The 25,435-nt window shown below is 66.4% G+C and carries 24 protein-coding genes; 9 read left to right on the top strand and 15 right to left on the bottom strand.

The window, feature by feature from the left end:
* Nucleotides 1–60: 60 nt before the first annotated feature.
* Nucleotides 61–1,299 (bottom strand): beta-ketoacyl-[acyl-carrier-protein] synthase family protein, encoded by a 1,239-nt coding sequence (locus ACFV4R_RS04035; RefSeq protein WP_377201151.1) that lies wholly within the window; start codon nucleotides 1,297–1,299, stop codon nucleotides 61–63.
* Between the two features lie 7 nt (nucleotides 1,300–1,306).
* Entirely contained in the window at nucleotides 1,307–2,920 is a 1,614-nt protein-coding gene (locus ACFV4R_RS04030; protein ID WP_377201150.1) for a peptide chain release factor 3, read from the bottom strand.
* A 141-nt stretch (nucleotides 2,921–3,061) separates the two neighbouring features.
* Between ACFV4R_RS04030 and ACFV4R_RS04025 the strand changes: the two genes are divergently transcribed.
* From ACFV4R_RS04025 to disA, 3 genes are all read left to right on the top strand, one after another.
* Entirely contained in the window at nucleotides 3,062–3,268 is a 207-nt protein-coding gene (locus ACFV4R_RS04025) for a hypothetical protein (RefSeq protein WP_377201149.1), read from the top strand.
* 110 nt (nucleotides 3,269–3,378) lie between these two features.
* Entirely contained in the window at nucleotides 3,379–3,870 is a 492-nt protein-coding gene (locus ACFV4R_RS04020) for a 2'-5' RNA ligase family protein (RefSeq protein ID WP_377201148.1), read from the top strand.
* 263 nt (nucleotides 3,871–4,133) lie between these two features.
* Nucleotides 4,134–5,210, top strand: a complete 1,077-nt coding sequence (disA, locus tag ACFV4R_RS04015; RefSeq protein ID WP_377201147.1) for a DNA integrity scanning diadenylate cyclase DisA — start codon at nucleotides 4,134–4,136, stop codon at nucleotides 5,208–5,210.
* Between the two features lie 70 nt (nucleotides 5,211–5,280).
* On the opposite strand, the gene ACFV4R_RS04010 is transcribed toward disA, so the two are convergent.
* Entirely contained in the window at nucleotides 5,281–5,970 is a 690-nt protein-coding gene (locus ACFV4R_RS04010) for a hypothetical protein (protein WP_377201146.1), read from the bottom strand.
* 196 nt (nucleotides 5,971–6,166) lie between these two features.
* Here ACFV4R_RS04010 and ACFV4R_RS04005 point away from each other — a divergent pair, with 196 nt between their 5' ends.
* From ACFV4R_RS04005 to ACFV4R_RS03995, 3 genes are all read left to right on the top strand, one after another.
* Nucleotides 6,167–7,093, top strand: a complete 927-nt coding sequence (locus ACFV4R_RS04005; RefSeq protein ID WP_377201145.1) for an A/G-specific adenine glycosylase — start codon at nucleotides 6,167–6,169, stop codon at nucleotides 7,091–7,093.
* Between the two features lie 49 nt (nucleotides 7,094–7,142).
* On the top strand, nucleotides 7,143–7,574 hold the full coding sequence (locus tag ACFV4R_RS04000; RefSeq protein ID WP_377201144.1) for a DUF3592 domain-containing protein: 432 nt from the start codon (nucleotides 7,143–7,145) through the stop codon (nucleotides 7,572–7,574).
* 105 nt (nucleotides 7,575–7,679) lie between these two features.
* Entirely contained in the window at nucleotides 7,680–8,168 is a 489-nt protein-coding gene (locus tag ACFV4R_RS03995) for a hypothetical protein (protein ID WP_377201143.1), read from the top strand.
* Nucleotides 8,169–8,192: 24 nt separating this feature from the next.
* Here ACFV4R_RS03995 and ACFV4R_RS03990 read toward each other — a convergent pair whose 3' ends face one another.
* The 10 genes from ACFV4R_RS03990 to lysS all read right to left on the bottom strand — a co-directional run bounded on the left by ACFV4R_RS03990 (nucleotide 8,193) and on the right by lysS (nucleotide 19,352).
* Nucleotides 8,193–8,360 carry a hypothetical protein gene (locus tag ACFV4R_RS03990; RefSeq protein ID WP_377201142.1) on the bottom strand — a complete coding sequence of 56 codons (168 nt, stop codon included), beginning with the start codon at nucleotides 8,358–8,360 and terminating at the stop codon, nucleotides 8,193–8,195.
* A gap of 88 nt (nucleotides 8,361–8,448) precedes the next feature.
* Nucleotides 8,449–9,141: a dihydroxyacetone kinase phosphoryl donor subunit DhaM gene (gene dhaM, locus ACFV4R_RS03985; RefSeq protein WP_377201141.1), complete on the bottom strand. Its 693-nt coding sequence runs from the start codon at nucleotides 9,139–9,141 to the stop codon at nucleotides 8,449–8,451.
* On the bottom strand, nucleotides 9,138–9,770 hold the full coding sequence (gene dhaL, locus ACFV4R_RS03980; RefSeq protein WP_377201140.1) for a dihydroxyacetone kinase subunit DhaL: 633 nt from the start codon (nucleotides 9,768–9,770) through the stop codon (nucleotides 9,138–9,140). The genes dhaM and dhaL overlap by 4 nt, the downstream gene beginning before the upstream one ends.
* A gap of 2 nt (nucleotides 9,771–9,772) precedes the next feature.
* A complete protein-coding gene (dhaK, locus tag ACFV4R_RS03975) occupies nucleotides 9,773–10,774 on the bottom strand; it encodes a dihydroxyacetone kinase subunit DhaK (protein ID WP_377201139.1) in 1,002 nt (333 codons plus the stop codon).
* Between the two features lie 284 nt (nucleotides 10,775–11,058).
* Nucleotides 11,059–11,568 carry an amino-acid N-acetyltransferase gene (locus ACFV4R_RS03970; protein WP_377201138.1) on the bottom strand — a complete coding sequence of 170 codons (510 nt, stop codon included), beginning with the start codon at nucleotides 11,566–11,568 and terminating at the stop codon, nucleotides 11,059–11,061.
* 245 nt (nucleotides 11,569–11,813) lie between these two features.
* Nucleotides 11,814–13,955 (bottom strand): prolyl oligopeptidase family serine peptidase, encoded by a 2,142-nt coding sequence (locus ACFV4R_RS03965; RefSeq protein ID WP_377201137.1) that lies wholly within the window; start codon nucleotides 13,953–13,955, stop codon nucleotides 11,814–11,816.
* Nucleotides 13,956–14,120: 165 nt separating this feature from the next.
* Nucleotides 14,121–16,613: an ATP-dependent Clp protease ATP-binding subunit gene (locus ACFV4R_RS03960; RefSeq protein WP_268159874.1), complete on the bottom strand. Its 2,493-nt coding sequence runs from the start codon at nucleotides 16,611–16,613 to the stop codon at nucleotides 14,121–14,123.
* A gap of 546 nt (nucleotides 16,614–17,159) precedes the next feature.
* Nucleotides 17,160–17,495 (bottom strand): Lsr2 family protein, encoded by a 336-nt coding sequence (locus tag ACFV4R_RS03955; protein WP_015935558.1) that lies wholly within the window; start codon nucleotides 17,493–17,495, stop codon nucleotides 17,160–17,162.
* Between the two features lie 142 nt (nucleotides 17,496–17,637).
* Complete coding sequence (locus tag ACFV4R_RS03950) at nucleotides 17,638–17,811, bottom strand: hypothetical protein (RefSeq protein WP_377201136.1); 174 nt, start codon at nucleotides 17,809–17,811, stop codon at nucleotides 17,638–17,640.
* A 2-nt stretch (nucleotides 17,812–17,813) separates the two neighbouring features.
* A complete protein-coding gene (gene lysS, locus ACFV4R_RS03945) occupies nucleotides 17,814–19,352 on the bottom strand; it encodes a lysine--tRNA ligase (RefSeq protein WP_377201135.1) in 1,539 nt (512 codons plus the stop codon).
* Between the two features lie 68 nt (nucleotides 19,353–19,420).
* On the opposite strand from lysS, the gene ACFV4R_RS03940 reads away from it, so the two are divergent.
* Both ACFV4R_RS03940 and ACFV4R_RS03935 read left to right on the top strand, forming a co-directional pair.
* Nucleotides 19,421–20,275, top strand: a complete 855-nt coding sequence (locus ACFV4R_RS03940; RefSeq protein ID WP_377201134.1) for an alpha/beta fold hydrolase — start codon at nucleotides 19,421–19,423, stop codon at nucleotides 20,273–20,275.
* A gap of 101 nt (nucleotides 20,276–20,376) precedes the next feature.
* The gene (locus ACFV4R_RS03935) at nucleotides 20,377–21,213 is read left to right on the top strand and encodes an alpha/beta fold hydrolase (RefSeq protein ID WP_377201133.1); all 837 of its coding nucleotides are present in this window, start codon (nucleotides 20,377–20,379) and stop codon (nucleotides 21,211–21,213) included.
* 62 nt (nucleotides 21,214–21,275) lie between these two features.
* Here ACFV4R_RS03935 and ACFV4R_RS03930 read toward each other — a convergent pair whose 3' ends face one another.
* Nucleotides 21,276–22,754: a DHA2 family efflux MFS transporter permease subunit gene (locus tag ACFV4R_RS03930; RefSeq protein WP_377201132.1), complete on the bottom strand. Its 1,479-nt coding sequence runs from the start codon at nucleotides 22,752–22,754 to the stop codon at nucleotides 21,276–21,278.
* Nucleotides 22,755–22,880: 126 nt separating this feature from the next.
* Nucleotides 22,881–23,447: a type 1 glutamine amidotransferase domain-containing protein gene (locus tag ACFV4R_RS03925; protein ID WP_377201131.1), complete on the bottom strand. Its 567-nt coding sequence runs from the start codon at nucleotides 23,445–23,447 to the stop codon at nucleotides 22,881–22,883.
* A gap of 333 nt (nucleotides 23,448–23,780) precedes the next feature.
* Between ACFV4R_RS03925 and ACFV4R_RS03920 the strand changes: the two genes are divergently transcribed.
* Nucleotides 23,781–25,400: a DUF222 domain-containing protein gene (locus ACFV4R_RS03920; RefSeq protein WP_377201335.1), complete on the top strand. Its 1,620-nt coding sequence runs from the start codon at nucleotides 23,781–23,783 to the stop codon at nucleotides 25,398–25,400.
* The last annotated feature ends 35 nt before the right edge of the window (nucleotides 25,401–25,435 follow it).

Below are 25,435 nucleotides of genomic sequence, written 5' to 3'. Positions count from 1 at the left end.
CTTAGCACCGTCCAAATCGCCGGAACGGTGCGGGAACGGCGTACGACGGCGGCAGGCGGCTTAGTTGCCCGCGATCACCAGCGCCACGCTGTGGCCGCCGAAGCCGAACGCGTTGACCAGCCCTGCCCGGGGAGAGCCGGCAGCCAGCCTGTGTGACGCGTCGGTAATAACGTTCAGTTCCACCTCGGGATCCAGCGCCTCCACGTTCAGCGTCCCGGGAAGTTGCCCGGTGCGCAGCGCTTCAAGGACCACGACGGCGGCAAGGGCACCGGCGCCGCCCAGCAGGTGGCCGGTGTGCCCCTTGGTGGAGGTCACGGGCACCCCGGTGCCGAAGATGGCGCTGATGGCCTGGCCCTCGAGCCGGTCGCCCACGGGGGTGGAGGTGGCGTGGGCGTGGACGAAGCCGATGTCCGCAGGTTCCATCCCGGCCGAGGCCAGCGCCTTTTGCATGACGCGGCGCTGCATGGCCGGGTCCGCGGCCACGATGTCGTTCGCGTCGGAGGTCACCGCACCCCCGGCAACTTCTCCGAGGACTGCGGCGCCCCGGGCACGGGCGTGGTCTTCGCTCTCCAGCACCACCATCCCGGCCCCTTCGGACAGCACGAAGCCGTCCCGGCCGCCGTCGAACGGCCTTGACGCTTCCGCCGGGTCGCCCGGGCGCGTGGACAGCGCGCGGATCTGGGAAAAGCCGCTGATCACGAGGTCGTTGACGGAAGCGTCCACGCCGCCGGCAATGACGACGTCGGCAGCACCGGAGCGGATCATCTCGGCTGCTTGGACAATCGCCTCAGCCCCGGAGGCGCAGGCGCTCACGGGAGTACGCGCGCCGCCGCGGGCACCGAGGTCGATGGACACCCAGGCGGCGGGGCCGTTGACCATCAGCCGGGTCAGGGTGTGCGGCGAAACCTTGCGGGGGCCGGATGCCGCCAGCACCCGGTCCTGCTCGATGGTGGATCCCAGCCCGCCGTATGCGGAGCCGATCACCACGGCGAACCGTTCCGGGTCCACCTCAGGCGCGCCTGCCTGGGTCCAGGCTTCGCGGGCGGCGATGAGCGCCAGCTGGCCGCACCGGTCCATGCGCTTCAGTTCCCGGGTGCTGAGGTGCTGGGAGAGGTCCGCGGACACCTGGCCGGCGATCTTGACGGGCAGCTGCCCGGCCCAGTCCTCGGTCAGCGCGGTGATGCCGGATTCCCCGGCTAGCAGCGCCTGCCAGGTCTCCGCCACGGAGGCGCCCAGCGGGTTGATGGTGCCGGCGCCGGTAACGAGGGCGCGCGGCTGGGCCGTGGTGGGATCCGTCATGGTGCCCTTACTTTGCGGGGTTGTGCGTGCCGATGGGCACCAGGGTCAGGTCCGGGTGGTTCTTCTCGATCCGGCGCAGGGCCCAGACGTCGTTGAACAGGGCGAGGTATTCGCCGTCGGACCGCAGGAGCACCTCCGCGCCGGGAACGTTGGCCAGCGCGGGCATGGCGTCCGCCGTCGAAATCCTGGCGAGGGAGTACGGCAGGCGCTCCAGCCGCATGGGGGCGCTGAAGTCGTGCGCCATCCGGTCCTCCACCACTTCGAACTGCATGGGGCCGACGGCGGCGAGCACCGGAGCCTGGTCACCGCGGACGTCGGAGCGGAGCACCTGGATGACGCCCTCGTGCTCGAGCTGTTCGATGCCGCGGCGGAACTGCTTGAACTTGCTGGGGTCCTTGGAGCGGGCCACCTGGAAGTGTTCCGGGGCGAAGAGCGGAATGGCCGGGTATTCCACGGAGCCTTCGAGGAAGAGGCTGTCTCCCACCCGCAGGGAAGAGGCGTTGACCAGTCCCACCACGTCGCCGGGGTACGCCTCGTCGATGACTTCGCGTTCGCGGCCAAACACCTGCTGGGCGTACTTGGTGGCGAAGGACTTGCCCGTGCGGGTCTGGGTGACCACCATGCCGCGTTCGAAGACGCCGGAGCAGACGCGGATGAAGGCCACATGGTCGCGGTGGGCCTTGTTCATGCCGGCCTGGACCTTGAACACGAAGCCTGAGAACGGGGATTCGACGGGGCGGGGGCTGCCGTCCACGTCGGGGCGGGGCGCCGCCGGCGGGGCGAAGTCCACCAGCGCGTCCAGCAGCTCCTTGACGCCAAAGTTGAGCGCGGCGGAGCTGAACAGGATGGGGGTGGCCTTGCCGGCGTGGAAGGCGTCGACGTCGAACTCGAGGTTGGACTCGACCACCAGGCCGGCCTCATCCACGGCGTCGGACCAGTTGCTGCCCTGGCTTTCGGCGGCTTCCTCCGGGGTGAAGTACTCGGTAAGCGCGATCTGGGCGCCGGCGTTGTTGCGCTGGAACCGGGCGAACCGGTCGTTGCGCAGGTCCCAGACACCGCGGAAGTCTCCGGAGATACCCACGGCCCAGGTCAGCGGCATGGGCTGCAGGCCTGTGCGTTCGGTGATCTCGTCCATCAGCGCCAGTGCGTCCAGGCCCGGCCGGTCCCACTTGTTGATGACGGTGATGATGGGCAGGTTCCGCTGCTTGCAGACCTCGAAGAGCTTCATGGTCTGGGTTTCCAGGCCCTTGGCGGCGTCCACCAGCATCACGGCGCAGTCGACGGCGGCCAGCACGCGGTAGGTGTCCTCGGAGAAGTCGGCGTGGCCGGGGGTGTCCAGGAGGTTGATGACCGTGTCCCGGTAGGAGAACTGCAGGGCAGCGGAGCTGATGGAGATGCCGCGGTCCTTCTCCATCTGCATCCAGTCCGAGACCGTTTCCTTACGGTTGGCCTTGCCGCTGGAGGCGCCGGCGGTGCCGATCACCTTGGCGTGCAGGGCGAGGGCTTCCGTGAGGGTGGACTTGCCGGCGTCGGGGTGGGAGATGACGGCGAAGGTCCTGCGGCGGCCCGCTTCCTTGTGAATCTCATTGATCCGGGCGGGGGTCAGGACATCTTGGGACACGGTGCTACTTTCGCTGCGGTTGCGGCTGGATGAAGCCAAAGTCCAATTTTATCGCAGGCCCGCAAACCGGCGCTGGCCCGCTTAACGCCCGCGAAACCGGCAGTTCAAAGCAGCGAAACGAGGGCCCGCTACCGTGGCGGCATGACGACGCCGGGCAACCCCTTCCACGATCCCTTCGCCTCCAGCATTGGTCCTGCCAGGCTGCAGGAGCACACTACAGGCCAGGGTGACGCCGGGCCGCACCCAAAGGGCATCCAATCGGCGGCCGAGCTGAAGGCGCTCCGGGCAGCATCGCTCGCCAGGGTCAGCAAGGACCTTGAGCGGATGCTCCGGGTCAGGGCTCGCTGAAGCGGGTTTCCTTCGCCTCCGCCCCCGGCAAGCCTTACTGTCCGGCATTCCGCTCCAGCGGTCCCCTGCGGGGGCACACGGGTTACCGCCTGAAAAGGCATGATGGGTGCATGCGCAGCATAGAGCTGGTGTTCGACGACGATACCGAGTCCGCCATCCGGTCCGACTGGGCGCGGCTCGCCGACGCCGGACTTCCGAGCCTTGCCAGCCATACCGGAGCCAGCAACCGGCCCCACCTCACGCTCGCGGCCGGGGCGGAACTCCTGGTGCCGCCCCTTCACGCGTTCGACGGGGCGTTTCCCATGGAGGCCGCTTTCTCCGGCGTGCAGGTTTTTGCCGCCGGGCGGGACAGGTACGTTCTGGCCCGGTCCGTGGTGCTGACAACCCCGCTCCGCAAAGTGCACCACCGCCTGCACCGGGAGATCGGCGGCGCCGTCCCGCAGACCCTTCCCGGGGCCTGGACGCCGCATGTCACCCTGGCCCGGCGGGTTACTGGTGAACAGCTGGGCCAGGCCATGGATCTCCTGGATCTCCGGCTCGGCGGGCGCATTGCGGCTGCACGGCTGTGGGACAGCAGCACAAAGTCGGTCACCGGGCTCTGATTTCCGTCGCCGGACGCAGCCGGGCTCCTTCGGCCTGCAGCCCGCGGCCAAAGTGCATGCTGCGCACGCTGCGGCGCAGGGCCGGCCCGGGCATTTCCGGGACACCCCCAACGGTGCACTTTGGGGCTTGCCCATGCGGAATTTGAGGGTGGTTGCCCCTATCATTGTGCTTGCGGGAAAATGAGTACTTTTGATCCGGCCGGTGCAACAGGGATGCCGGCATACTTGCGGGGCGTCTGCCCGCACCTTTGAAGGGAAAACTTATGGCGCGGAGCCCCGAAGAATCACTCAGGGCGACTCTGGGCAGGGTGGCCCCGGGAACTCCCCTCCGCGACGGCCTCGAACGCATCCTCCGCGGCCGCACCGGCGCACTGATCGTGCTGGGCTCCGACCGCACCGTCGATTCGATCTGTTCCGGCGGCTTTGACATCGGCATCGAATTTTCACCCACGCGCCTGCGTGAACTGGCCAAAATGGACGGCGCCATCATCTGCGACAAGGACGCCGGCAACATCCTGCGCGCGGCAGTCCAGCTGGTCCCCGATTCCAGCATCGAAACCCAGGAATCCGGAACCCGCCACCGCACCGCCGAACGCGTCGCCATCCAGACCGGCGTTCCCGTAGTGTCCGTCAGCCAGTCGATGCAGATCATCGCCCTGTACGTCAACGGCCTGCGGCACGTGCTGGAGGGTTCCGAAAAGGTCCTGGCCCGCGCCAACCAGGCCCTGGCCACGCTGGAACGCTACCGTGCCCGGCTGGACCAGGTCACCAGCTCCCTGTCGGCCCTGGAGATCGAGGCAATGGTCACCGTCCGGGATGTGGCCGTGACGCTGCAGCGGCAGGAGATGGTCCGCAGGATCTCGGAGGAAATCTCGCAGTACGTGCTGGAACTGGGCGAGGACGGCCGGCTCCTCTCACTCCAGCTCGACGAACTGACCGTGGGCCGCGGGCCGGGCAGCGACGTCATCATCCGCGACTACGCAGGCCCGGACGCCTCGCCCGAGGACATCGAGAAGGCAGTCAGTGCCCTCCTGAACCTGGGCCCCACCGAGCTGATCGACCTTGGCAAGATTTCCGGGATCATCGGCTTCGCCGGCGGCGTGGATACGCTCGACGCCATCGTCCAGCCCCGCGGCTACCGCCTGCTTTCCGGGCTGAAGGCCGTCCCCAAGGCCGTAGCGGACCGGCTGGTGGACCACTTCGGTGGGCTGCAGTTCCTGATGGCCGCCACCATCGATGACCTGATGACCGTTGACGGCATCGGCGACCAGCGCGCACGGACTGTCCGTGAAGGCCTCAGCCGGATGGCCGAAGCCAGCCTGCTGGACCGTTTCCTCTAGTCCACGCGCCCCTCCGGTACCGCCCCGAAGGCCAGCCTCAAGCCGACCTGAGGGAAGGTCCGCAGAGGGCCTAGTTCAGCTGGAATACCGCCTTCGGGCTGGCTTTGGAGCCGAGCTTCGCAGTGAAGATGTAGTACGCCCCGCCGGTTCCGGGTTTGGCCGCCACCGCCTGGCATCCCTCCACGGTCCGGTTCCGCTGCCACGTGAAGTTGGCTGTTTCGCTGGCACCGGGCGCCAGGGTCTTTTCCAGGTCCTCGCTGGCAGCCTGGCAGTCCTTGGAGGAAAAGACGCGGTCAGCGCCGCTGGTCACGAGGAACTCCATCTGCGAGGTCCCCAGGTTCACCTCGCATGCCACGGTGCCGCCGTTGGTCACCTTCAGGGTGAGCCGCGGGTTCTCGCCGTCGCCATAGGCCGCCTTGTCCGTGGACGCCGAGATGGTCACGAGGTTCTGGTTGCAGCCTGGCGTGGCGGACGGCGAGGGCGTCGCCGAAGCGGAAGGAGCGGCCGACGGCGGGGCCGAAGCTTCGGGGGAAGCGGCCGGCGCTGCGGTGGTGGGAATGGTGGACGAGGCCTGCTGGGAAGCTCCCCCGAGCACCCCGGAGATGGCAAAACCGGTGATCACCAAAGCGATGACCATCAGCAGCGCGCCACCAACGAACAGCCTGCGGCGCCGGTACACGGCAGCGCTGGCCTTCGGGGCACCGCCGGAGCCCGGTGCCGATGCCTTGCCGCGTGCTGGTGAACTGCCTTGCCTGACCATCCTCCTAGGCTAGGGAAAGTCCCCCGTTCTGCGGCACCACCACGCCGCCGGCAGGCCATCGCTCTGGTCACAACCCGGGCCAGGCGCGGTTTTCCGGCCCGGGAAGGGCATCCATTACAGTGTTGGCATCGATACTCAAGCCCCTTCCTTAACCGTTCCCGGCGGAACCCCGCCAACCCCGGGCGACCCCAACCACGTGGAATTCCTGCACCGAAGGATCACCGGCTGGTTTGCCGAAACCGCCCGCGACCTGCCCTGGCGGGACCCCGGCTGCGGCGCCTGGGGTGTGCTGGTCAGCGAGATCATGCTGCAGCAGACCCCGGTGGTGCGGGTGCTCCCCGTCTGGGAGGAATGGCTGAAACGCTGGCCCACCCCAGCAGGACTGGCGGGCGAACCAGCCGGCGAGGCAGTCCGGAACTGGGGCAGGCTGGGCTATCCGCGGCGGGCCCTTCGGCTGCACGCCGCAGCAACGGCCATCGTTGAAAACCACAACGGCAGGGTCCCGGACACGTACACAGAGCTGCTGGCACTGCCCGGGGTGGGCAGCTACACGGCAGCAGCTGTGGCCGCCTTCGCGTACGGCCGGCGGGAAACGGTCGTCGACACCAATATCCGCCGGGTACACGCCCGGCTGGTGGCCGGCGCCGCGCTTCCCGCGCCTGCCCTGACCGCTGCGGAGATGCGCCTTGCCGCCTCGCTGTTGCCGGACGACGACGCCGCCTCCGTGCGCTGGAACGCTGCGGTCATGGAGCTGGGCGCCTTGGTCTGCACTGCGCGTGCGCCGAAATGCGCCGATTGCCCGGTGATGGCTTCCTGTGCGTGGCGCGCTGCCGGTGAGCCGCCGCCGTCGTACGTCCCCAAGGGCCAGGCCTGGCACGGCACCGACCGGCAGGTCCGCGGAGCCGTGATGGCCGTCCTGAGGCTGGCCGATGCTCCGGTGCCCGCGGAAATGTTCCTGCAACCGCCGGCGGACCTGGGCTTTGCCCCGGACGGAATCGGTGTCCCGCTCGCGGCGCTGCACCGCCTCAATTCCGCGCCGGAGCAACTGGAGCGTGCCATGTCAGGGCTGCTCGCGGACGGCCTGGCGGAGATCCACGACGGCGGCTACCGGCTTCCCGCGTAGGGTCCGCCGCCGGGGTGGCATACTTTTGGAGACTGGAACCGGGGGAACCTTGAGAATCATTCTTTACATCGTGTGGGCGCTGTTCGTTGTGGCTGCCGCCTTCGCCATGGTCCACGCCATCCGCAAGACCAGGCGCCAGGAGCAGCTGATGGCCAGCTGGCCGAAGGTGCAGGCCACCGTCACCGGCAGTGTAGCCGGGTGGACAAGCGGCGGTGGAGGCTCCAGCCGCAGCCGCCGGTTCTTTCCCACCTACCAGTTCACGGACCCGCGCGGCACCCTGTTCATGGGCAAGTCCGAGATCTCCACAGCGGCGGTACCGGCCCCCGGGTCCCTGATCGAGGTTGCCTACAATCCGGCCGACCCCAACAATTCCCTCCAGGTTTCCTCCGCGCCCCGGACCACCCTGGGCTGCCTGGCGCCGTTCTTTGCCGTGTTCGCCGTCGCCCTGTTCTGGTTCATCAGCGTCTTCCCGCTGGGCTGACCACAAGTTTCCTTTCGGCCGTCAGAACGTCCCCGGCCATAACAATGCCGGCATCATTTCCCCGGCGGAGGAGCCCCACAGGCCCACCGGTCCTACGCTGAAAACATGCGTACACGGGGGCTGCTCTTGGCGCTGATAACGACGACGGGACTCGCCACAGGCTGCGGGTCCGGGCCGGTTGCCTGCCCGGCCATCGCCCAGGCCACGGCTGTGTCCGTGACCGTCGCGGCGGACTACGCACCCCTCATCGGCACGCTCCACGTGAAGGCGTGCCAGGACGGCACCTGCAAGGAGGGTCCCGTTGAGCTGGCACCCGGCAGTGCCAGCATTGACCAGGGCTGCACCCCCGACGGCGTCTGCTCCGCAACGGCCTCGCCGGACGGAACCAAGGTGGGGATGCTGATGCTGGACACGCTCACCGAATCGGCCATGACCGTCACAGCCTCCGGGACCGGCGCGGACGGCTCCGACCTTCCGGTCCGCACGCTCGAGTTCCTGCCCCGGGCGGACTATCCGTTTGGCGAACAGTGCGGCAAGTTCATCTCGGCATCGGTGACCCTGGATGCGGCCGGGCTCAGCGATGCACTGCGCTGATAGCGCCGCCCGGAATGCCCCAGGCTAGAACAGTGCGGGCTGGCTGAACTGCCCGTCTGCCGGCTGGCCAAGGTCGCCCACATACTGGGGACGCCATTCGAATCCGAGGTCCGCCAGCAGCTCTTCCACCGTGGTCTGCCCGTCCAGCACTTCGATTGCCGGGGAGTTGTCTTCGGGGTGGAGCTGTTCCATGGCATTGAGCTTATTGGCAGGATAAGGCGGGCAGTTGCGGACACACCGGGCTACGCCGATTGTGGCCAGCCGCACGCGGTTTGCGGGCTCAGGGTTCGCCGAAACCAGCCTGGACCAGGCCGCCGACGTAATTCACGGCCCGTTCCGCGTCGGCGCCCCAGGCCTCCACGTGCAGCACCGATCCTTTCCCGGCGGCCAGCGTCATCAGCGCCGTCATGGAAGCCCCGTCCGCTCCGTTGACCGTGACATCCGCCGCAAGGGAGGACAGGCCGCCAGCGATCTTGGCGGCGGGACGGGCATGCATGCCTGCCTGGTTGATCAGCTCAAAGTCACCCGTGAAATCGGGACCCCGGCCCGTGACGGAGCCTTCCTCCACCATCTGCCGCCCGGTGTCGTTAGCGTGGGCAGGTCCGCGTACCGCCTCAGCGGCACGCTTGACGCCCTCCACGTCTGCGCCGCCCTGGGCAGCGACGGACGCCGCCACCAGTCCTTCCACCAATGGGGCGTCGGCCAGCAGGAACTTCTCCGGATCGTCGACGAACTCCAGCGCTGACTCCGCGGTCATCACCGCGGAACCGAGATCTGCGAGGATCACCGCTCCGTCACCTCCGGCGGCTTTGTCCAGGGCGGCCATGACCTTCTCCAGGCTGGTGCCGATCCTGCCGTCACCGGTGCCGCCGGCTGCCAGGATCATTACGTTGGGTGCCATTTGGGCGGCAAGTTCCACGGCGCCGTCGGCAATCTTCTCGCTATGGGACACCACCACAATGCTGACTGTCACGCGGCAGCCCCCACGGCGGCCCGCAGGATCAGCGCGCTGGATACCGCGCCGGGGTCGCGGTGCCCGGCGCTGCGTTCGCCGAGGTAACTCGCCCGGCCCTTCCGTGCCACGAGCGGATCGGTGGCCACCGCCCCGGCCTCGGCAGCCTCTGCGGCGGCCACCAGGACCGCCAGGATATCGGCGCTGCCACCGTCGGCAGCGGCCCGGGCAGCGTCAACAGCCGGGGTCCAGGCATCAACCATGGTCTTGTCCCCGGGTTCGGCCTTGCCGCGGGCCACGATGCCGTCACGCGCGGCAGCAAGCGCTTCTGCCCAGGCCCCGGGACCGATCTCGGCAGAGTCGCCGAGGGACGTGGACGCCCGGAGGAAGGCCGTGCCGTAGAGGGGGCCAGCGGCGCCGCCCACCTTGGACATCAGCGTCATGGCCGTGAGCTTCATGGCTGCTCCGGGCGTCTCCGGTGTTCCCTCACCCAGCTTGGCCACCACCGCTTGGAACCCGCGGTCCATATTCTCGCCATGATCGGAATCCCCGATGGCCCGGTCCAGTTCGATCAGCTCCACGCGGTGTTCAGCCATGGCCTCGGCGCACAGGTTCAGCCACTTCACCGCCCATGCGGCATCCAGCGCCATGGTCAGGCGCCCCACCGGAGGGCGGCGGTGTGGACGGGGGCATCCCACAGTTCGGTCAGCTCGTCGTCCAGGCGGAGCACGGAAATGGAGCAGCCCTGCATCTCGAGTGCGGTGATGTAGTTGCCCACGAGGGAGCGCTCAACGGTGGCGCCCTTTTCCTGCAGGATCTGGACGGCGCGGCGGTACACGATGTAGAGCTCGCTCTGCGGCGTTCCACCCATGCCGTTGACGAACAGGAGTACTTTGTCCCCCGAGCCGATGTTCAGGTCCGCCAAGACGGGCTCCAGCAGCCGGTCCGTGATGCCGTCCGCGTTCTCGAGCGGAATGCGGTGCCGGCCCGGCTCGCCGTGGATGCCGATGCCGATTTCGATTTCATCGTCTGCGAGGTCGAAGCTCGGCTGGCCCGCGTGCGGCACGGTACAGGCGGACAGTGCCACGCCCATGGTCCGGACATTGGCGTTGACCCGTTCACCGATGGAGGCCACGCCGTCGAGGTCGTCACCGCGCTCCGCGGCCGCACCGGCGATCTTCTCCACCAGCACAGTGCCTCCCACACCCCGCCGGCCCGCCGTGTACAGGGAGTCCTCCACGGCAACGTCGTCGTTGACCAGGACGGTGCGGATGCTGACGCCCTCGGCTTCGGCCAGCTCGGCCGCGGTCTCGAAGTTGAGCACGTCGCCGGTGTAGTTCTTGACGATATGGACCACGCCGGCGCCCGAGTTGACGGCGAGGGTTGCCGGAAGGATCTGGTCCGGCGTAGGTGAGGTGAACACCGCCCCCGGCACGGCGGCGTCGAGCATTCCCTTGCCCACGTAACCGGCGTGCAGCGGTTCGTGCCCGCTGCCCCCGCCTGAAACCAGGCCTACCTTGCCGTTGACGGGCGCGTCTTTGCGGGTGATGTACGTGGGATCTTCGGTGATGGCCACGAGGTCTGCGTGGGCAAGGCCGAAGCCCTGGACGGATTCCGCGACGACGGACTTGGGATCGTTGATGAGTTTCTTCATGGCGGTGCTCCTGGCTGTGCTTGTGCTTGCTGCGCACATGGAGATTGACAATCCCGACCCTACTACCGGCCGGAGGGGGTGCGGTAGGGCTCCATCCGCTGCAGACGCAGAAAAGGGACAGCCCCCAATGACTGTCCCTTTTCGTGGGCCCCCAAACCCGGCCGCCAACAGTTTATCCATCAATTCGAGTAAAAGGAAGTGCAGGTCAGAATGAAATGCAATGTTTTTTGCTTTGGGTGGGCCTGTTTTTCGGGCCAAGAGAACCCGGGGACCCGGCGGTTCTGTTAGAGGACCCGGATCATCCGTGTGTTGCCCAGGGTGTTCGGCTTCACGCGGGCCAAGTCAAGGAATTCCGCCACGCCTTCGTCATGGGAGCGCAGAAGCTCCGAGTAGACCACAGGATCCACGGCCGACTGGTCAGCCATGACCTCGAAGCCGTGGCGCTTGAAGAAGTCCACCTCGAACGTGAGACAGAAAACCCGGGCCACCCCAAGCGCGCGGGCCTCCTCCAACAGCCGTTCCACCAGGACGTGCCCAACGCCCCTGCCGCGCCAGTCCCCCGACGCCGCGAGCGTGCGGACTTCGGCCAGGTCCTCCCACATGACGTGGAGCGCCCCGCAGCCGATCACCTCGCCGTCGTCGGACTCGGCGATCTTGAATTCCTGGAGGCTCTCGTAATACGCCACCGTCTCCTTCGCCATCAGGATGCGCTCCTCGGCCAGCGGCGCCACCAGTTTCTTGATGGCGGAAACGTCGCTGGTGCGGGCAGGGCGGATGTGGAAGGAGTCAGTCACAGGTTCAATCCTACGAGGGGAGGCGGCTGCGCTGCAGGTTGGGCGTTCCGGTGTCGGAGCCATTTGCCGCTTGCTGCTCCTCCGTCGCTCTGACGCAAGCTACACAAATAGCCCCGGCACCTTCACTTCGCTAAAGGTGCGCCACCCACACGTGGCGGCGGTCAGGCATTTGTGTAGGCGCCGTCAGAGCGACGGAGGAGCAGGCGCCGGCAAATGCCTCGGCCGACGGCGCGAAGCCAACCAGCCTAGAGACCCAGCTCGGGCGGCAGGTCCAGGTCCTGGCCCAGCACGTTCTTGGCGAGGAAGCTTTCGACGACGCCGTACCAGATCTTGGCGTGCTGCGGCTGCAGGATCCAGTGGTTCTCATCCGGGAAGTACAGGAACCGGTGGGCGGTCTGGCCGTCCTGGTCCGCAGCGAGCTTTGACTTGGACAGCAGCTCGTACCAGAGCCGCAGGCCCTCGCCGATGGGGACGCGGTAATCCTTGTCCCCGTGGATCACCAGCACGGGCGAACTGATCTTCTCGACGTGCAGGTGCGGCGAGTTTTCCAGCGCCATTTCCTCGGTCATTTCCTTCAGCCAGTACTGCGAGGCATCCGTGGTGGGACCGAACTGGTCCAGGGCCCACAGGCTGGCGTGGGTAACCACCGCTTTGAACCGGTCCGTGTTTCCCGCAACCCAGTTGGCCATGTAACCGCCGAACGATCCGCCCATGGCGGCCGTCCGCATCTCGTCAATGTCCGGCCTGTCCACTGCAGCGTCCGTAACAGCCATCAGGTCCGTGAAAGGCGCCTTGCCCCACGCACCCCAGCCGCGCTGGATGTAGGTCTGGCCGTAGCCCGTGGACAGTGCCGGGTCCGGCAGCAGCACCGCGTAGCCCTTGGCTGTCAGGAGCCAGGGGTTCCACCGCCACGTCCAGGCGTTCCACGAGCCCAGGGGCCCGCCGTGGATCCACAGCAGCAGCGGCGCCGGGTTGTCTGCCGACGCACCTTCCGGCAGGGCCAGGTAGGCCGGGACCCGCGACCCATCCGGCGCGGTGGCGGCTATCCGCTCCAACCTGCCCGGGTATGACGGCCGTTCAGCCGGCGCCGGCAGCCGCGTGGTCTCCCCCGTCGCAAGGTCGATCCGAACGGCTTCGGCGGGAAATTCGTAGGAGCTCCGCAGGGCGTAGGCGTACCGGCCTTCGGGAGAAACAACGACGTCGGAGTAGGCCGCGGCGTCCTGGGTCACCCGGGCGACGCCCACTTCAGCCGCAGCAGCCGGGACGCTGATCCGGAAAACCGGCGACGCGCCGTCGTCGTCCGCGGTGGCCAGGAGCGCGGAACCGTCCGGCAGCCAGGCGGCAGGCTTGGGCCAGCGGTCCCAATCGTGGGCGAGCGGCTGCAGGCCTGCCCCGTCTGCATTGGGTTCGGCAGCACTTTCCGCACTGCCCGAAACGTCCAGCAGGTGCAGCTTGATTTCAGGGGCCTGCTGCGGGGTGGAATCGCTCTCGCTGACCACCGCCAAGGTCTTGCCGTCCGGGCTGACCGGTCCCGGGAAGTAGCTCATGCCTTCGGTGTCGAGCAGCACTTTCAGGCTGCCGGAGGCGACATCCACCGCCACCAGCACCGAGCGGCTGTCCGCCTTGGCCAGCGGCTTGGTGTAACTGGTGTAGACCGTCCGGCCGTCGGGGCTGACCACCGGGTCAGCCTCCCGGAGGCGCGGCCCGGCCTCCGGCGTGAGGTTGCGGAGGGCCAGCGGTGACGTGGCGTCCACGGTTCCGGGTTTGCCCACGGCCTGGTCCTTTCCCGGCTCCACGGCGAAGATCCGTGGCTGGCCGGGCCCCAGATCGGCATCCCAGTAGCGCACCGGGTACTCGCTGTGCAGGATGGCTGATACTTTTTTGTCCTTGCGGGACTTGCGGCGTTCAGCGTCGTCTTCCTCATCGGCGGAGCCGGCGAGCACCTCCGCGGCCACGAAGGTTGCGTCCGCATTCCGGGCCGTCATCACCCGGCTGACGCCGCCCGGCCTGCTGAGCACCACGCGGGCCTCGCCGCCATCGGCCGGAAGGAGCCACAGTGCATTGACGGGGTCTTCCTCGGGGCTGTCAGGATCTGGGCGTGCGGACGTGAAATAGACGTCCCCGTTGGCCGCGAAGGCTGCTCCCGCCTCACCCTTCGCGCTTCGGGTGATGCGCCGGGCATGCTTCTGGCCTTTCGGGTCCAGTTCCCACAGCGCTGTGGCGAACTCGGTGCCCTTGCCGTTCAGGGTGCTGACCGTGGTCACCAGGCGGGTTCCGTCGGGGCTCAGGGCCAGGCCACCCACGCGCGGGATGGACAGATAGTGGTCAAGGTTGTGGAAGGGGGTCAGTGGTTGCTCGTCCGGGATCACCGGATTCTGATTAGCCATGCTTCCGATTCAACACGTTTTGTGCCGCCGATCACAGCCGCCACACGGCGCCCGCCGCATGCCGGGCGCTTCGCGGACTCAGCCACTGGAAGGATGGAGGAAAAGCGAAAGCCCCGCCGCTCCTTTGCGGAGTGGCGGGGCTTCCGCTGGTGTACTTCTGACCGGTTAGACGCTCGGGGCGATTTCCGGGATGCGCGGCTTGGCGTTGCCGGCGAAGGTGAACTTCGCGTCGTCGCCTTCGCCTTCGACGTCCACTACGACGATGTCGCCGGGGTGGATCTCGCCGAACAGGATCTTCTCGGACAGCTGGTCCTCGATCTCGCGCTGGATGGTGCGGCGCAGCGGCCGGGCACCCATCGCGGGGTCGTAACCGCGGGTGGCCAGGAGTACCTTGGCGGCCGCGGTCAGCTCGATGCCCATGTCCTTGTCCTTGAGCCGCTTCTCGAGGCGGTTCACGAACAGATCCACGATCTCGATGATCTCGTCCTGCGTCAGCTGCGGGAACACCACGACGTCGTCGACACGGTTCAGGAACTCGGGGCGGAAGTGCTGCTTGAGTTCCTCCGTGACGCGGGCACGCATCCGGTTGTAGCCGGTCTGCGTGTCGGTGCCGGACTGGAAGCCGGTGGCGACGCTCTTGGAGATGTCCCGGGTACCGAGGTTCGTGGTCATGATGATCACGGTGTTCTTGAAGTCCACCACGCGGCCCTGGGAGTCGGTCAGGCGGCCGTCTTCCAGGATCTGCAGCAGCGAGTTGAAGAGGTCCGCGTGGGCCTTTTCCACTTCGTCGAACAGCACCACGGAGAACGGACGGCGCCGGACCTTCTCGGTCAGCTGGCCACCCTCTTCGTAGCCCACGTAGCCCGGAGGGGCACCGAAGAGCCGCGAGACGGTGTGCTTCTCGGAGTACTCGGACATGTCCAGGGTGATGAGGGCGTCCTCTTCACCGAACAGGAACTCCGCGAGTGCCTTGGCCAGTTCGGTCTTGCCGACGCCGGTGGGGCCAGCGAAGATGAACGAGCCGCCGGGACGCTTGGGGTCCTTGAGCCCTGCACGGGTGCGGCGGATGGCCTGGGACAGTGCCTTGATGGCCTCGTCCTGGCCCACGACGCGCTTGTGCAGTTCGTCTTCCATCTTGAGCAGGCGCGAGGACTCTTCCTCGGTCAGCTTGAAGACGGGGATGCCGGTGGAGTTCGCCAGCACCTCGGCGATGAGATCCTCATCCACCTCGGAGATGTCGTCCATGCCGCCGGACTTCCAGTGGCGCTCCTTCTCCGACCGCTCGGAGATCATCTTCTGCTCCTTGTCGCGGAGCGCTGCGGCGCCTTCGAAGTCCTGTGCGTCGATGGCGGATTCCTTCTCCATCTTCAGCTTGGCAATGCGCTCGTCCATGGCCTTGAGCTCTGGCGGAGCGGTCATGCGGCGGATGCGCAGTCGGGCGCCGGCCTCGTCGATCAGGTCGATAGCCTTGTCCGGCAGGAAGCGGTCCGAAATGTAGCGCTCGGCGAGGCTGGCCGCGGAGGCCAGGGCGCCGTCGGTGATGGTGACGCGGTGGTGTGCCTCGTAGCGGTCACGCAGGCCCTTGAGGATCTCAATGGCGTGCGCCACGGAGGGTTCCTTGACCTGGATCGGCTGGAAGCGGCGCTCCAGGGCGGCGTCCTTCTCGATGTGCTTGCGGTATTCGTCCAGGGTGGTGGCACCGATGGTCTGCAACTCGCCGCGGGCCAGCATGGGCTTCAGGATCGAGGCTGCATCGATGGCGCCTTCGGCGGCACCGGCACCCACCAGGGTGTGGATCTCATCGATGAACAGGATGATGTCGCCACGGGTGCGGATCTCCTTGAGGACCTTCTTCAGGCGCTCTTCGAAGTCACCGCGGTAGCGGGAGCCTGCCACCAGGGACCCGAGGTCCAAGGTGTAGAGCTGCTTGTCCTTGATGGTCTCCGGGACGTCGCCGCGGACGATCGCCTGGGCAAGGCCCTCGACGACGGCCGTCTTACCCACACCGGGTTCGCCGATAAGGACCGGGTTGTTCTTGGTACGGCGGGAGAGGACCTGCATGACGCGTTCCATCTCCTGCTCGCGCCCGATGACTGGGTCCAGCTTGTTCTCGCGCGCAGCCTGGGTGAGGTTGCGGCCGAACTGGTCGAGGACTACCGACCCCGCAGGGGCGCCTTCGGGCTGGCCGCCGCCGACGCCTGCGCCGGTGGTTTCCTTGCCCTGGTAGCCGGAGAGGAGCTGGATGACCTGCTGGCGGACACGGTTGAGATCGGCGCCCAGCTTCACCAGGACCTGGGCGGCTACGCCCTCACCCTCGCGGATCAGGCCGAGCAGGATGTGCTCGGTGCCGATGTAGTTGTGGCCCAACTGGAGGGCCTCGCGCAGCGAGAGCTCCAGTACCTTCTTGGCGCGGGGGGTGAAGGGGATGTGACCGGAGGGAGCCTGCTGGCCCTGGCCGATGATCTCCTGCACCTGCTCGCGAACGCCGTCGAGCGAAATGCTCAAAGACTCAAGAGCTTTGGCGGCAACGCCTTCACCTTCATGGATTAGACCCAGAAGGATGTGTTCGGTACCGATGTAATTGTGGTTCAGCATGCGTGCCTCTTCTTGGGCAAGCACAACTACGCGACGGGCACGGTCCGTAAATCGCTCAAACATTTCGCCACACTCCTAGCTACGACGTACTTTGATGCTACGTGGCCGACCCAATCTTGTGGAGCGTGTTCGCCACAGGGGAAACCCACACCCTTTTCAGGGGTTGACCCAAGGTTGGATGCGCAGCATTGGTGATGGCCGGGCCGCGGACGTTGCGGGCTTTGCATTAGGTGTTCGGCTGCGGCCCGGATAGCGGCCACTTCCACTCCCTGGATTATTGAAACGATCATCAGTGCCGCTGACTATAAAGGGGAAAAGCCCGGCGTTGGCCCCAGTTCACTGATTGCCCCTGCTTTGGGTGTTTGCCCTGGGCTGCGAAAAGCCATTCCCGGCACCAGGGCTTCCGGACTCTATTCCCGAACGGCGGCGCAGTTGAAGGCCGGCGCCTTTGATGGCGCAGACCTGACGGGGGAAGCCAGATGAGGCTAAAAGGGACGGCCGGCTGCCCTGAATGACAGGTGGACCATCCCAACCGAGCACCGTCGCCAATAAACAAAGCCCTGCTCCCCGGCGACGGGGAACAGGGCTTAAACCAGGGTCCTGCGGCAGCTAGGAATTGGCCTTTTGGTAGGCTTCCTGGATTTCCGCCTGAATTCGGCCGCGGCTGTTAACGGTGTAGCCGTTATCCCGCGCCCACTGGCGGATCTGTGCCGAATCGTGGCTGCGGCCGCTCCCTGCAGGAGCCTTGGCCTTGGCAGCCGCACGGCCACCGGAGGACTTGCGCGCAGCGCCAACATAGCGCTCCAGCGAAGACCGGAGTTCGGTGGCGTTGGCCGCCGAAAGGTCAATCTCGTAGTTGACCCCATCGAGGCCAAACTTTACATTCTCGTCTGCGGATCCCCCATCCAGATCATCAACGAGGATGATGTTTACTTTCTGTGCCATTTAGAGTCTTCCTTTTGCTGGAAAGTTTCGGTGTTCAGAAAAGCAGGATGTTTCCCAAAGAAAATTATCGCTCTTTTTATGCCGACGCGTCAAAGCGACAAATGGCCTCTGGGGATAACAGGGGGCAGATAGGGGATTTTATCTATTTTCGGCCGGTATCCGGGCCGTTGCCGAGACCCGACCGGGCATCGGCTTCGGCCTGCGCCCGGGCTTCAGCCTGGCGCTCTGATTTATCGGCATTAAATACAGCCTTCATGGCAAACCAGAACAACAGGCCTACAACAAGGGATGGAAGCAGGACTGCAACGTACTCCATGGTCAGTGCCCTTCAGGCTTGAGGAGGGGGAAAAGTATGGTTTCCCGGATTCCGGCGCCGGTAAACAGCATCACCAGCCGGTCGATACCCAGGCCGATGCCGCCCATGGGCGGGGCACCGTATTCGAGGGCGCGGAGGAAGTCCTCGTCCAGCTGCATGGCTTCGTCGTCACCGGCAGCGGCGTGGCGTGACTGCTCCGTTAGACGCTCGCGCTGGATCACGGGGTCGATCAGCTCCGAGAACGCGGTACCGCGCTCCATGCCGCCGATGATGAGGTCCCACGCTTCGATGAGGCGTCCGTCCTCGCGGTGCGGGCGGGCCAGCGGCTGGGCGGAGGGCGGGTAGTCGTAGACGAAGGTGGGGTTCAGCAGCGTGGGCTCGACAATCTCGCCGAACAGTTCCACCACCGTCTTCTCGGCGTCCCACTTGGGGTCCACCTTCACCTCATGCTTGGCGGCAATCTCGCGAAGCACCTCAAGCGAAGTGTCCGGCGTGATTTCCTGGCCAACGGCGTCGGACAATCCCGGGTAGACGGCCAGCCAGGCCCAGTCACCGTCGAGGTTGATCTCCCCCGCTTCGGTCTGGACGGTGCGGCCGGCACCAACGGCGTCGGCGGCGTCGAGGATGATCTCCTTGATGCGATCCGCCATGACGAACTGGTCGGCCCAGGCCTCGTAGCATTCGAGGGTGGTGAACTCGGGGCTGTGCGTGGAGTCAACGCCCTCGTTGCGGAAGACGCGGCCCATGTCGTAGACGCGGTCGATGCCGCCCACCACGGCGCGCTTGAGGTAGAGCTCGGTGGCGATCCGCAGGGTCATCTTCTGGTCGAAGGCGTTCATGTGCGTCTCGAAGGGCCGCGCCAGTGCGCCGCCGTGGACCAGTTGGAGGATGGGCGTCTCCACCTCGACGTACTGGTGGCGGAACAGCGATTCACGGATGGAACGCGTGATCGCGGCACGCGTGTAGACCATTTCGCGGGCTTCGTCGCGGACCATCAGGTCCACGTAGCGCTGGCGGACACGGGTTTCCTCGTTCAGCTCCGCGTGCAGCACGGGCAGCGGGCGCAGGGCCTTGGAAGCCATGCCCCACGATTCGGCCATGACGGAGAGTTCGCCGCGGCGGGAGGAGATGACCTCACCCTTGATGAACACGTGGTCGCCGAGGTCAACGAGGGCCTTCCAGTCGGCCAGCGCTTCTTCACCCACGTTGGCGAGGCTCAGCATGGCCTGCAGACGGGTTCCCTTGCCGTCCGTGCCGCCTTCCTGGAGTGTGGCGAAGCAGAGCTTGCCGGTGTTGCGGATGAACACCACGCGCCCGGTGACGCCTACGACGTCCCCCGTGGTTTCGTCGGCTTCCAGGTGCGCGTACTTCTCGCGGATCTCCGCCAGGGAGTGCGTGCGCTCCACACCCACGGGGTACGCTTCGGCGCCGCGCTCGAGGAGTTTGGCGCGCTTTTCCATACGGATGCGCATCTGCTCGCTGGCGTCGAGCGGCTCGGGGGCGTTCTTGGGAGCGGGGGTGTTTTGGGAAGTCACAATCATCAAGTTTACCGGGCATTGCAAAACCGGGCTTTCAGCTGCCCCGCAGGCACGCACCCTACGATGGGCTGGTGAAAGAACAGGTCCTTCCCACGCACGACGGCGGCCACTTGGCCTTGTACAGCTACGGCACCGAGGACGCGCCCGGGGAGAAGAGGGTGGTGCTAATCGGCGGGGCTTTCCTTACCGCCCTGATCTACCGTCCGTTCTCGATCGCGCTGGCAAAGGGCCTGGGTGAGGGATGGGCAGTTGACGTCTATGACCGCAGGGGCCGCGGCAGTTCTTCACCGCAGCCGCCCGGCTACTCGATGGCCACGGAGATCGAGGATGTCCGCACCGTGATGGATGCCACCGGTGCCCGCAACATCCTGGGCCACAGCCTGGGCGGTTCGGTGGCACTGAACGCTGTGCAGGAATTCACCGGAACCGGATACGTTCCCGACAAGCTGGCCGTTTACGACGCCGCGGTGAACATCGACGGCAGTATCGACACCAAGTGGCTGGACGGCTTCGAGAAGGCCGTCAACGACGGCAAAGTCGGGCATGCCCTGGCCCACATGAAGAAGGCCACCAGCCCGGGATCGGCCATGGCGAGAATCCCGGAGCCGGTGCTGGCCGGGCTGATGGCGGTACTGTCGCGGACCAAGGTCAACAAGGTCTTCCGCCAGGTCATGCCCAGCGGCGTGGGAGAACTGCGTGCGGCATACAACGAAAAGGACCATGCCAGGGACTTCAGCGTGCTTCCCGCCGGTACGCACTTCATGGCGGGAGGCAAGAGCCCTAGCTATTACAAGGTGACGGCGCAGCGCCTGCACGCAGCGGTCCCCGGCAGCACCTTCGAGGTTTCGCCCAAGTGCTTCCACGGCTCCATCCCGGCCGCCGTCAAGGAACTGGTGGCGGACATCTCGGAGTACTTCACGGCCTGAGGCATTCACCCGCAGCATCGTGCAGGAAAGGTGCCTTCCGGCCAGCACCCGTTAACTGCGGCGTTGTGTCCGCGGTCAGGTTGCTCAGATAGGCTCAGATCATGACGCGTGAGAACATCAGGACCCCCGACGGCGGCACTCTGGAGCTCTTTACCACCGGCGCCGACCTTGCTTCCGGCGGCTCAGGGGTGGTGATCGTGCCGCCCTCCATGGTCACGGCGGCGGACTACACCAAGTTCGCCCAGAAACTCAGTGCGGCCCTGGGCCGGCCGGTGCACACGTTCAACCGCCGCGGCCGGGGTTCGTCCTCGCCGCAGCCGGAGGATTACACGCTGGACGTGGACATCCGCGACCTCGACGTGGTCATGAAACACACCTCCAGCACTGACATTTTCGGCCACAGCTTCGGCGGAGCAGTGGCCCTGCACGCGGCCCGGACCCTGCCGGTGGAACGCCTGGCCGTTTACGATCCCGCCGTGTCCGTCAACCAGTCGGTCAAGGCCGACTGGATCGGCGAATACGAGACCGCCATTGCTGCCGGGGACGACGACCGCGCCCTGGCCGTCATCCAGCGTGGCTTGGAGGCGCCGGGACCGTTGTCGTCCCGCATGCCGCTCTCCATGATGACTCTCGCCAACAAGCTGACCGCAGGCACTTCAGAGGGCAAGCAGCAGCGGGAACTGATGCGCACCGGTGTCCGCGAAATCAAGGCAATCATCGCCGCGGACATGCCTGCCGAGCCGTTCCTGGAACTGCCCCTTGAAACGCTGATCGTTGTGGGCGAGAAGAGCCCCGCCTACTTTGGCGTGGCCTGCGGCCAGATCCACGACGTCCTGTCCGGCTCCAGCTACACCATCCTCCCCGGCTTCGGGCACGACGGCGTCATCAAGGCCCCGGACAAGCTGGTCAAGGAACTGAGCGACTTCTACGCCGGCTGACCGGCACAAAAAGCCGTTGCCCCACTGGGAGCAACGGCCTTTTTTGTTGAGCCTGTTACCGGTTAGTGCGCCGGGCCGTGGCCCGGTACCGCACCTTCGGTCTTGCGCATCATCGCGGAAAGTACGACGGCGGCGAGGGCTATGACGGTTGCCGTCATGAAGGCGGCGCTCATCCCGGCGACGAGTCCCGACGTCGCGCTGACCACGGAGAAGATGGACACCAGCAGTGCCGTGCCGGCGGCACCGGCAACCTGCTGCGTGGTGCTCATGATGGCAGAGCCGTGCGAGTACAGGTGCGGCGGCAGCGGGTTCAGGCCCGTGGTGAACGCAGGCGTGAACAGCAGCGCGAGCCCGAAACTCAACCCCACGTGCAAGGTGACGATCCACGCAACCGCCGTGCCGGCGTCGAGCATGGAGAACTGCCACAGCGTCACCACCATCAGGATGGACCCGGTGACGGTCAGCGGCAGCGGCCCCACTTTGTCGAACAGGCGGCCAATGACGGGGCCGAGGAGGCCCATGGCCAGGCCGCCGGGCAGCAGTGCCAGGCCGGTTTCCAACGAGCCAAGTCCGCGGACTTCCTGCAGGTACAGCGGCAGCAGGATCACGCCGCCGAACAGCGCCATCATGGCCACCACCATCAGCAGGACGGAGACGGTGAACATGCGGAAGTTGAACGCGCCGAGGTCCAGCAGCGGCGCCGAGGCCTTCTGCAGGCGGACCTGGCGCATCACGAAGACCGCCAGCGCCGCGACGCCGATGACCAACGCGGCGATGGCACCTGCACTGGGACCGGCCTGGCCGCCGTGGCCGCCGCCGATCTGGCTGAGGCCGTAAACTAGGCCGCCGAAGGCCGGAACGGTCAGGAAGACGGACAGGAGATCGAGCTTCGTCTTTTCGGTTTCGCCGATGTTCGTCAGGTACTTCGCACCGATCGCCAGGGCGGCCAGCGCCACCGGCAGGACGAACACGAACATGAATCGCCAGGTGAAGTGCTCAAGGATCAAACCGGACACCGTGGGGCCCATGGCCGGAGCCACGGAGATGGCGATGCTGACGTTGCCCATCACCGCACCGCGCTTGGCCAGCGGAACCAGGGTGAGGATGGTGGTCATCAGCAGCGGGAGCATGATCGCCGTGCCGCCGGCCTGGACGATGCGGGCCAGCAGGAGGATCTCGAATCCGGGCGCGACGGCGGCCAGCGCGGTACCGCCGGCAAACAGTCCCATGGCCAGCATGAACACGGCTCGGGTGGAGAGGCTCTGCAGGATGAAGCCTGTGGTGGGGATAACCACGGCCATGGTGAGCATGAAGCCGGTGGAGAGCCACTGCACGGTGGGGGCATCCACCTGGAGGTCCACCATGAGGCGCTGCAGCGCGACGTTCATGATGGTTTCGTTGAGGATCACCACGAAGGTGGCCACCAGCAGGGTGCTGATGATCGTCACCGATTCGCGGGACATTTTCTCCGGCGCGGCGGGCTTGGTTCCTGCCGCCTGGGCCGGCTGGCCGTTGGCGTTCGGAGATACTTCGGTAGACATGAGTGTTCCCTCAGGGAGAGTGGTGGGTGATGCGCGAACCTGGCCGCTGCAGATGCCAACACTCTACCGGCTGGAGTAATTCCTCCGCACGGAATCTTTTCCCAAACCCTGAGGGAACATCAGGTGTCAGGCGGTCTGGCCCGCGTGCTGCCCTTCGGCGATTTCTTCGACGAGCTTGCTGTTGAAAGCAGGCAGGTCATCGGGGTTTCGGCTGGTCACCAGGCCCTGGTCCACCACCACTTCCTCGTCTGTCCAGCTGGCTCCGGCGTTCTTGAGGTCGGTTTCCAACGTGAAGTAGGACGTGACGTTCCGGCCGCGGATCACGCCGGCGTCAATGAGCACCCACGGTCCGTGGCAGATGGATGCCACCGGCTTGTGCTGCTCGAAGAAGCTTCGCGTGAAGCTCTGCGCGTCCTTGTCCGCCCTCAGGTGGTCTGCGTTGACCACGCCACCGGGAATGACCAGCGCGTCAAAGTCCGAGGCGTTGGCTTCGGCGACGGTGAGGTCCACGTCGAACGTATCGCCCTTGTCCGTGCCGTTGAAGCCCTGCAGCTTGCCGCTGCTGGGGGCTACGAGGGTGGGCTCGCCACCGGCGTCCTTCACTGCCTGCCACGGGCTGGTCAGCTCAATCTGCTCCACGCCGTCCGTGAGCAGGAATGCAACCTTCTTGCCTGCGATGTTGTGTTCTGACATGGTTCCTCCTCGCTTGAAGCCGGCCGCTGCGCCCAGTTATGAGGGCCCAGTGCACTGCTTCGAGAGTTGCTTGCCTGACAGATTCCAGCCTAGGAAAACCGAAGGTAATAAGCAAGCTGACTATCCTTTATCTGTGTTCGGGTGGGGTGCGGCCCGTTGCGGCGCCATCTCCGGAAGCCACGCTCGTTTTATGGAACGTACGACGGCGGGCGGAGGCTTCCGCGCGTTGCATCGCGGGGCGATGGGTTAGGGCTCTCCTGAAATGTCAGACCCTCGCGCGAGAATTCTTTTATGGGAAACGCGGCGGCTGCTCGGGTCGAGGAGACAGCGGTGATGGAGGGTCTTCGGGCCTCTGTCGCGGGCCTCGACGCGCTGTTCCTGAGTGATTTCGAGCTGGACCGGACCGACCCTGAAGCGGTGGCCCGTGAAGCAGTTGATGTGTTGGGGCGGAAGTCGGAGCTTCGGCTGCAGCGGCTAACGCTCTGGAAGCAGTTGGAGGCCCAGGTGGCGGCGGGCAAAGCCCGGGACGCCGCGGAGTTCGCCGAGTTCCAGGAGGCGGTGACGCCGCCGGATGCCACGGGGTCGGAGCGGGCGTTCGTGGAGATGTCCACGACGGCGGAGGTCGCCGGGGTGCTGACGCTCAGCCCGGGCGCGGCGGCAGCGTTCGTCAGCCAGTCCCGGAAGGTCTGCGCGATGCCGGCGGTGGCGGGTGCGCTGGCTGCGGGGTCATTGTCGTGGCGGCACGCGGTGATCGTGGCCGACGAAACCGACTGCCTCGCCCCCGAGAGCGCTGCCGCGCTGGTCGCGCATTTCTTCGACCCCGACGCCCCCAACCCGGCCCGGGGGTCCGCGCCCGGTGACCTCGTGGCGCACCTGTTCCGCCGGAAAGTCAGGACCTGGCGCGAACGCACCTACCCCGCATCCGTCCAGGAACGGCACACCAGGTGCGTGGCGGACCGGCGGATGGAATACCGCCCCGAGGCCGACGGGATGGCAACGATTACCCTGGTCCTGCCCGGGGACACCGCCTGCGCCATCTGGAACAAGACCACAGCAATCGCCCGCGGCCTCCAAGGCCCCGGCGAAACACGCACCCTCACCCAGTTGCGGCCGGACGTCGCCGCCGCGCTCCTATTGCGCGCCCACACCGGAACCACTGGCACAGGCCGCTCTGACGATGGCCGACAAGCCGGTGGTATGGCTGGCGTCCACGGAGTTCCCGGCGGCAACGATGCTGACAGTGGCACCGGGAGCGACCCTTACGCGGTTGACCTCAGCAAGGTCCCCGCACTCAAGGCCGACGTGCTGGTCACCGTGCCGCTGTTCACCCTGCTGGGACGCACCGACGAACCGGCAGCCCTCGACGGATACGGGCCCATCCCGGCAGCCATGGCCCGGAAGCTCGTTGCTGACGGGGCGGCCTCGTTTTACCGGGTCCTCGTCGACCCGCGTACCGGTGCGCCGCTCGAGATTGGCAGGACCGGTTACCGGTTGTCGGAGGCGATGAAACGCTGGATCAGGATGCGCGATGGACACTGCACGTTTCCCGGCTGCACCAACCCCAGCACAGACAACGACACCGACCACCTCACCGCCTGGCAACACCACGGCACAACAGGAGTCAGTAACCTGGCACAACTCTGCCCCAAACATCACCGTCTCAAACACCACAGCGGCTGGACCCCCACACCAGCCACCACAACCGAACCACCCGGCTGGACCTCACCCACCGGCCGCCACTACCCGGGCCAACACCCCGACCCCCAACCACCCCACTGGCCACCCCGACTCCCCGATCAGAACCAGGCCCTGACCGGAGACATTGGCGCGGCCGGAGACGTTGGCGCCGCGGGCGAGTCTGGTGCAACCAGCGAATTGGGCGTGACGGCAATCAACCAACCGGACGAACTAAGCCCACTCGAACGCGCACTCAAGGCCTACCTCGCCGCCTGAATTCAGGCGGTCGCATGTGAAGGCAGTCGCATGTG

The sequence above is a fragment of the Pseudarthrobacter sp. NPDC059871 genome (assembly GCF_042731175.1).
Classification (GTDB): domain Bacteria; phylum Actinomycetota; class Actinomycetes; order Actinomycetales; family Micrococcaceae; genus Arthrobacter.
The sequence above is the reverse complement of the archived record's forward strand: the minus strand, read 5'-3'. Positions and strand labels throughout refer to the sequence as shown.

Coding starts and splice junctions, on each gene's coding strand:
- ACFV4R_RS04035 (WP_377201151.1), bottom strand. CDS start 1,299: ATGACGGATCCCACCACGGCCCAGCCGCGCGCCCTCGTTACCGGCGCC.
- ACFV4R_RS04025 (WP_377201149.1), top strand. CDS start 3,062: ATGACGACGCCGGGCAACCCCTTCCACGATCCCTTCGCCTCCAGCATT.
- ACFV4R_RS04020 (WP_377201148.1), top strand. CDS start 3,379: ATGCGCAGCATAGAGCTGGTGTTCGACGACGATACCGAGTCCGCCATC.
- disA (WP_377201147.1), top strand. CDS start 4,134: ATGGCGCGGAGCCCCGAAGAATCACTCAGGGCGACTCTGGGCAGGGTG.
- ACFV4R_RS04010 (WP_377201146.1), bottom strand. CDS start 5,970: ATGGTCAGGCAAGGCAGTTCACCAGCACGCGGCAAGGCATCGGCACCG.
- ACFV4R_RS03995 (WP_377201143.1), top strand. CDS start 7,680: ATGCGTACACGGGGGCTGCTCTTGGCGCTGATAACGACGACGGGACTC.
- ACFV4R_RS03990 (WP_377201142.1), bottom strand. CDS start 8,360: ATGGAACAGCTCCACCCCGAAGACAACTCCCCGGCAATCGAAGTGCTG.
- dhaL (WP_377201140.1), bottom strand. CDS start 9,770: ATGGCGCTGGATGCCGCATGGGCGGTGAAGTGGCTGAACCTGTGCGCC.
- dhaK (WP_377201139.1), bottom strand. CDS start 10,774: ATGAAGAAACTCATCAACGATCCCAAGTCCGTCGTCGCGGAATCCGTC.
- ACFV4R_RS03965 (WP_377201137.1), bottom strand. CDS start 13,955: ATGGCTAATCAGAATCCGGTGATCCCGGACGAGCAACCACTGACCCCC.
- ACFV4R_RS03960 (WP_268159874.1), bottom strand. CDS start 16,613: ATGTTTGAGCGATTTACGGACCGTGCCCGTCGCGTAGTTGTGCTTGCC.
- ACFV4R_RS03955 (WP_015935558.1), bottom strand. CDS start 17,495: ATGGCACAGAAAGTAAACATCATCCTCGTTGATGATCTGGATGGGGGA.
- ACFV4R_RS03950 (WP_377201136.1), bottom strand. CDS start 17,811: ATGGAGTACGTTGCAGTCCTGCTTCCATCCCTTGTTGTAGGCCTGTTG.
- lysS (WP_377201135.1), bottom strand. CDS start 19,352: ATGATTGTGACTTCCCAAAACACCCCCGCTCCCAAGAACGCCCCCGAG.
- ACFV4R_RS03935 (WP_377201133.1), top strand. CDS start 20,377: ATGACGCGTGAGAACATCAGGACCCCCGACGGCGGCACTCTGGAGCTC.
- ACFV4R_RS03930 (WP_377201132.1), bottom strand. CDS start 22,754: ATGTCTACCGAAGTATCTCCGAACGCCAACGGCCAGCCGGCCCAGGCG.
- ACFV4R_RS03925 (WP_377201131.1), bottom strand. CDS start 23,447: ATGTCAGAACACAACATCGCAGGCAAGAAGGTTGCATTCCTGCTCACG.
- ACFV4R_RS03920 (WP_377201335.1), top strand. CDS start 23,781: ATGGAGGGTCTTCGGGCCTCTGTCGCGGGCCTCGACGCGCTGTTCCTG.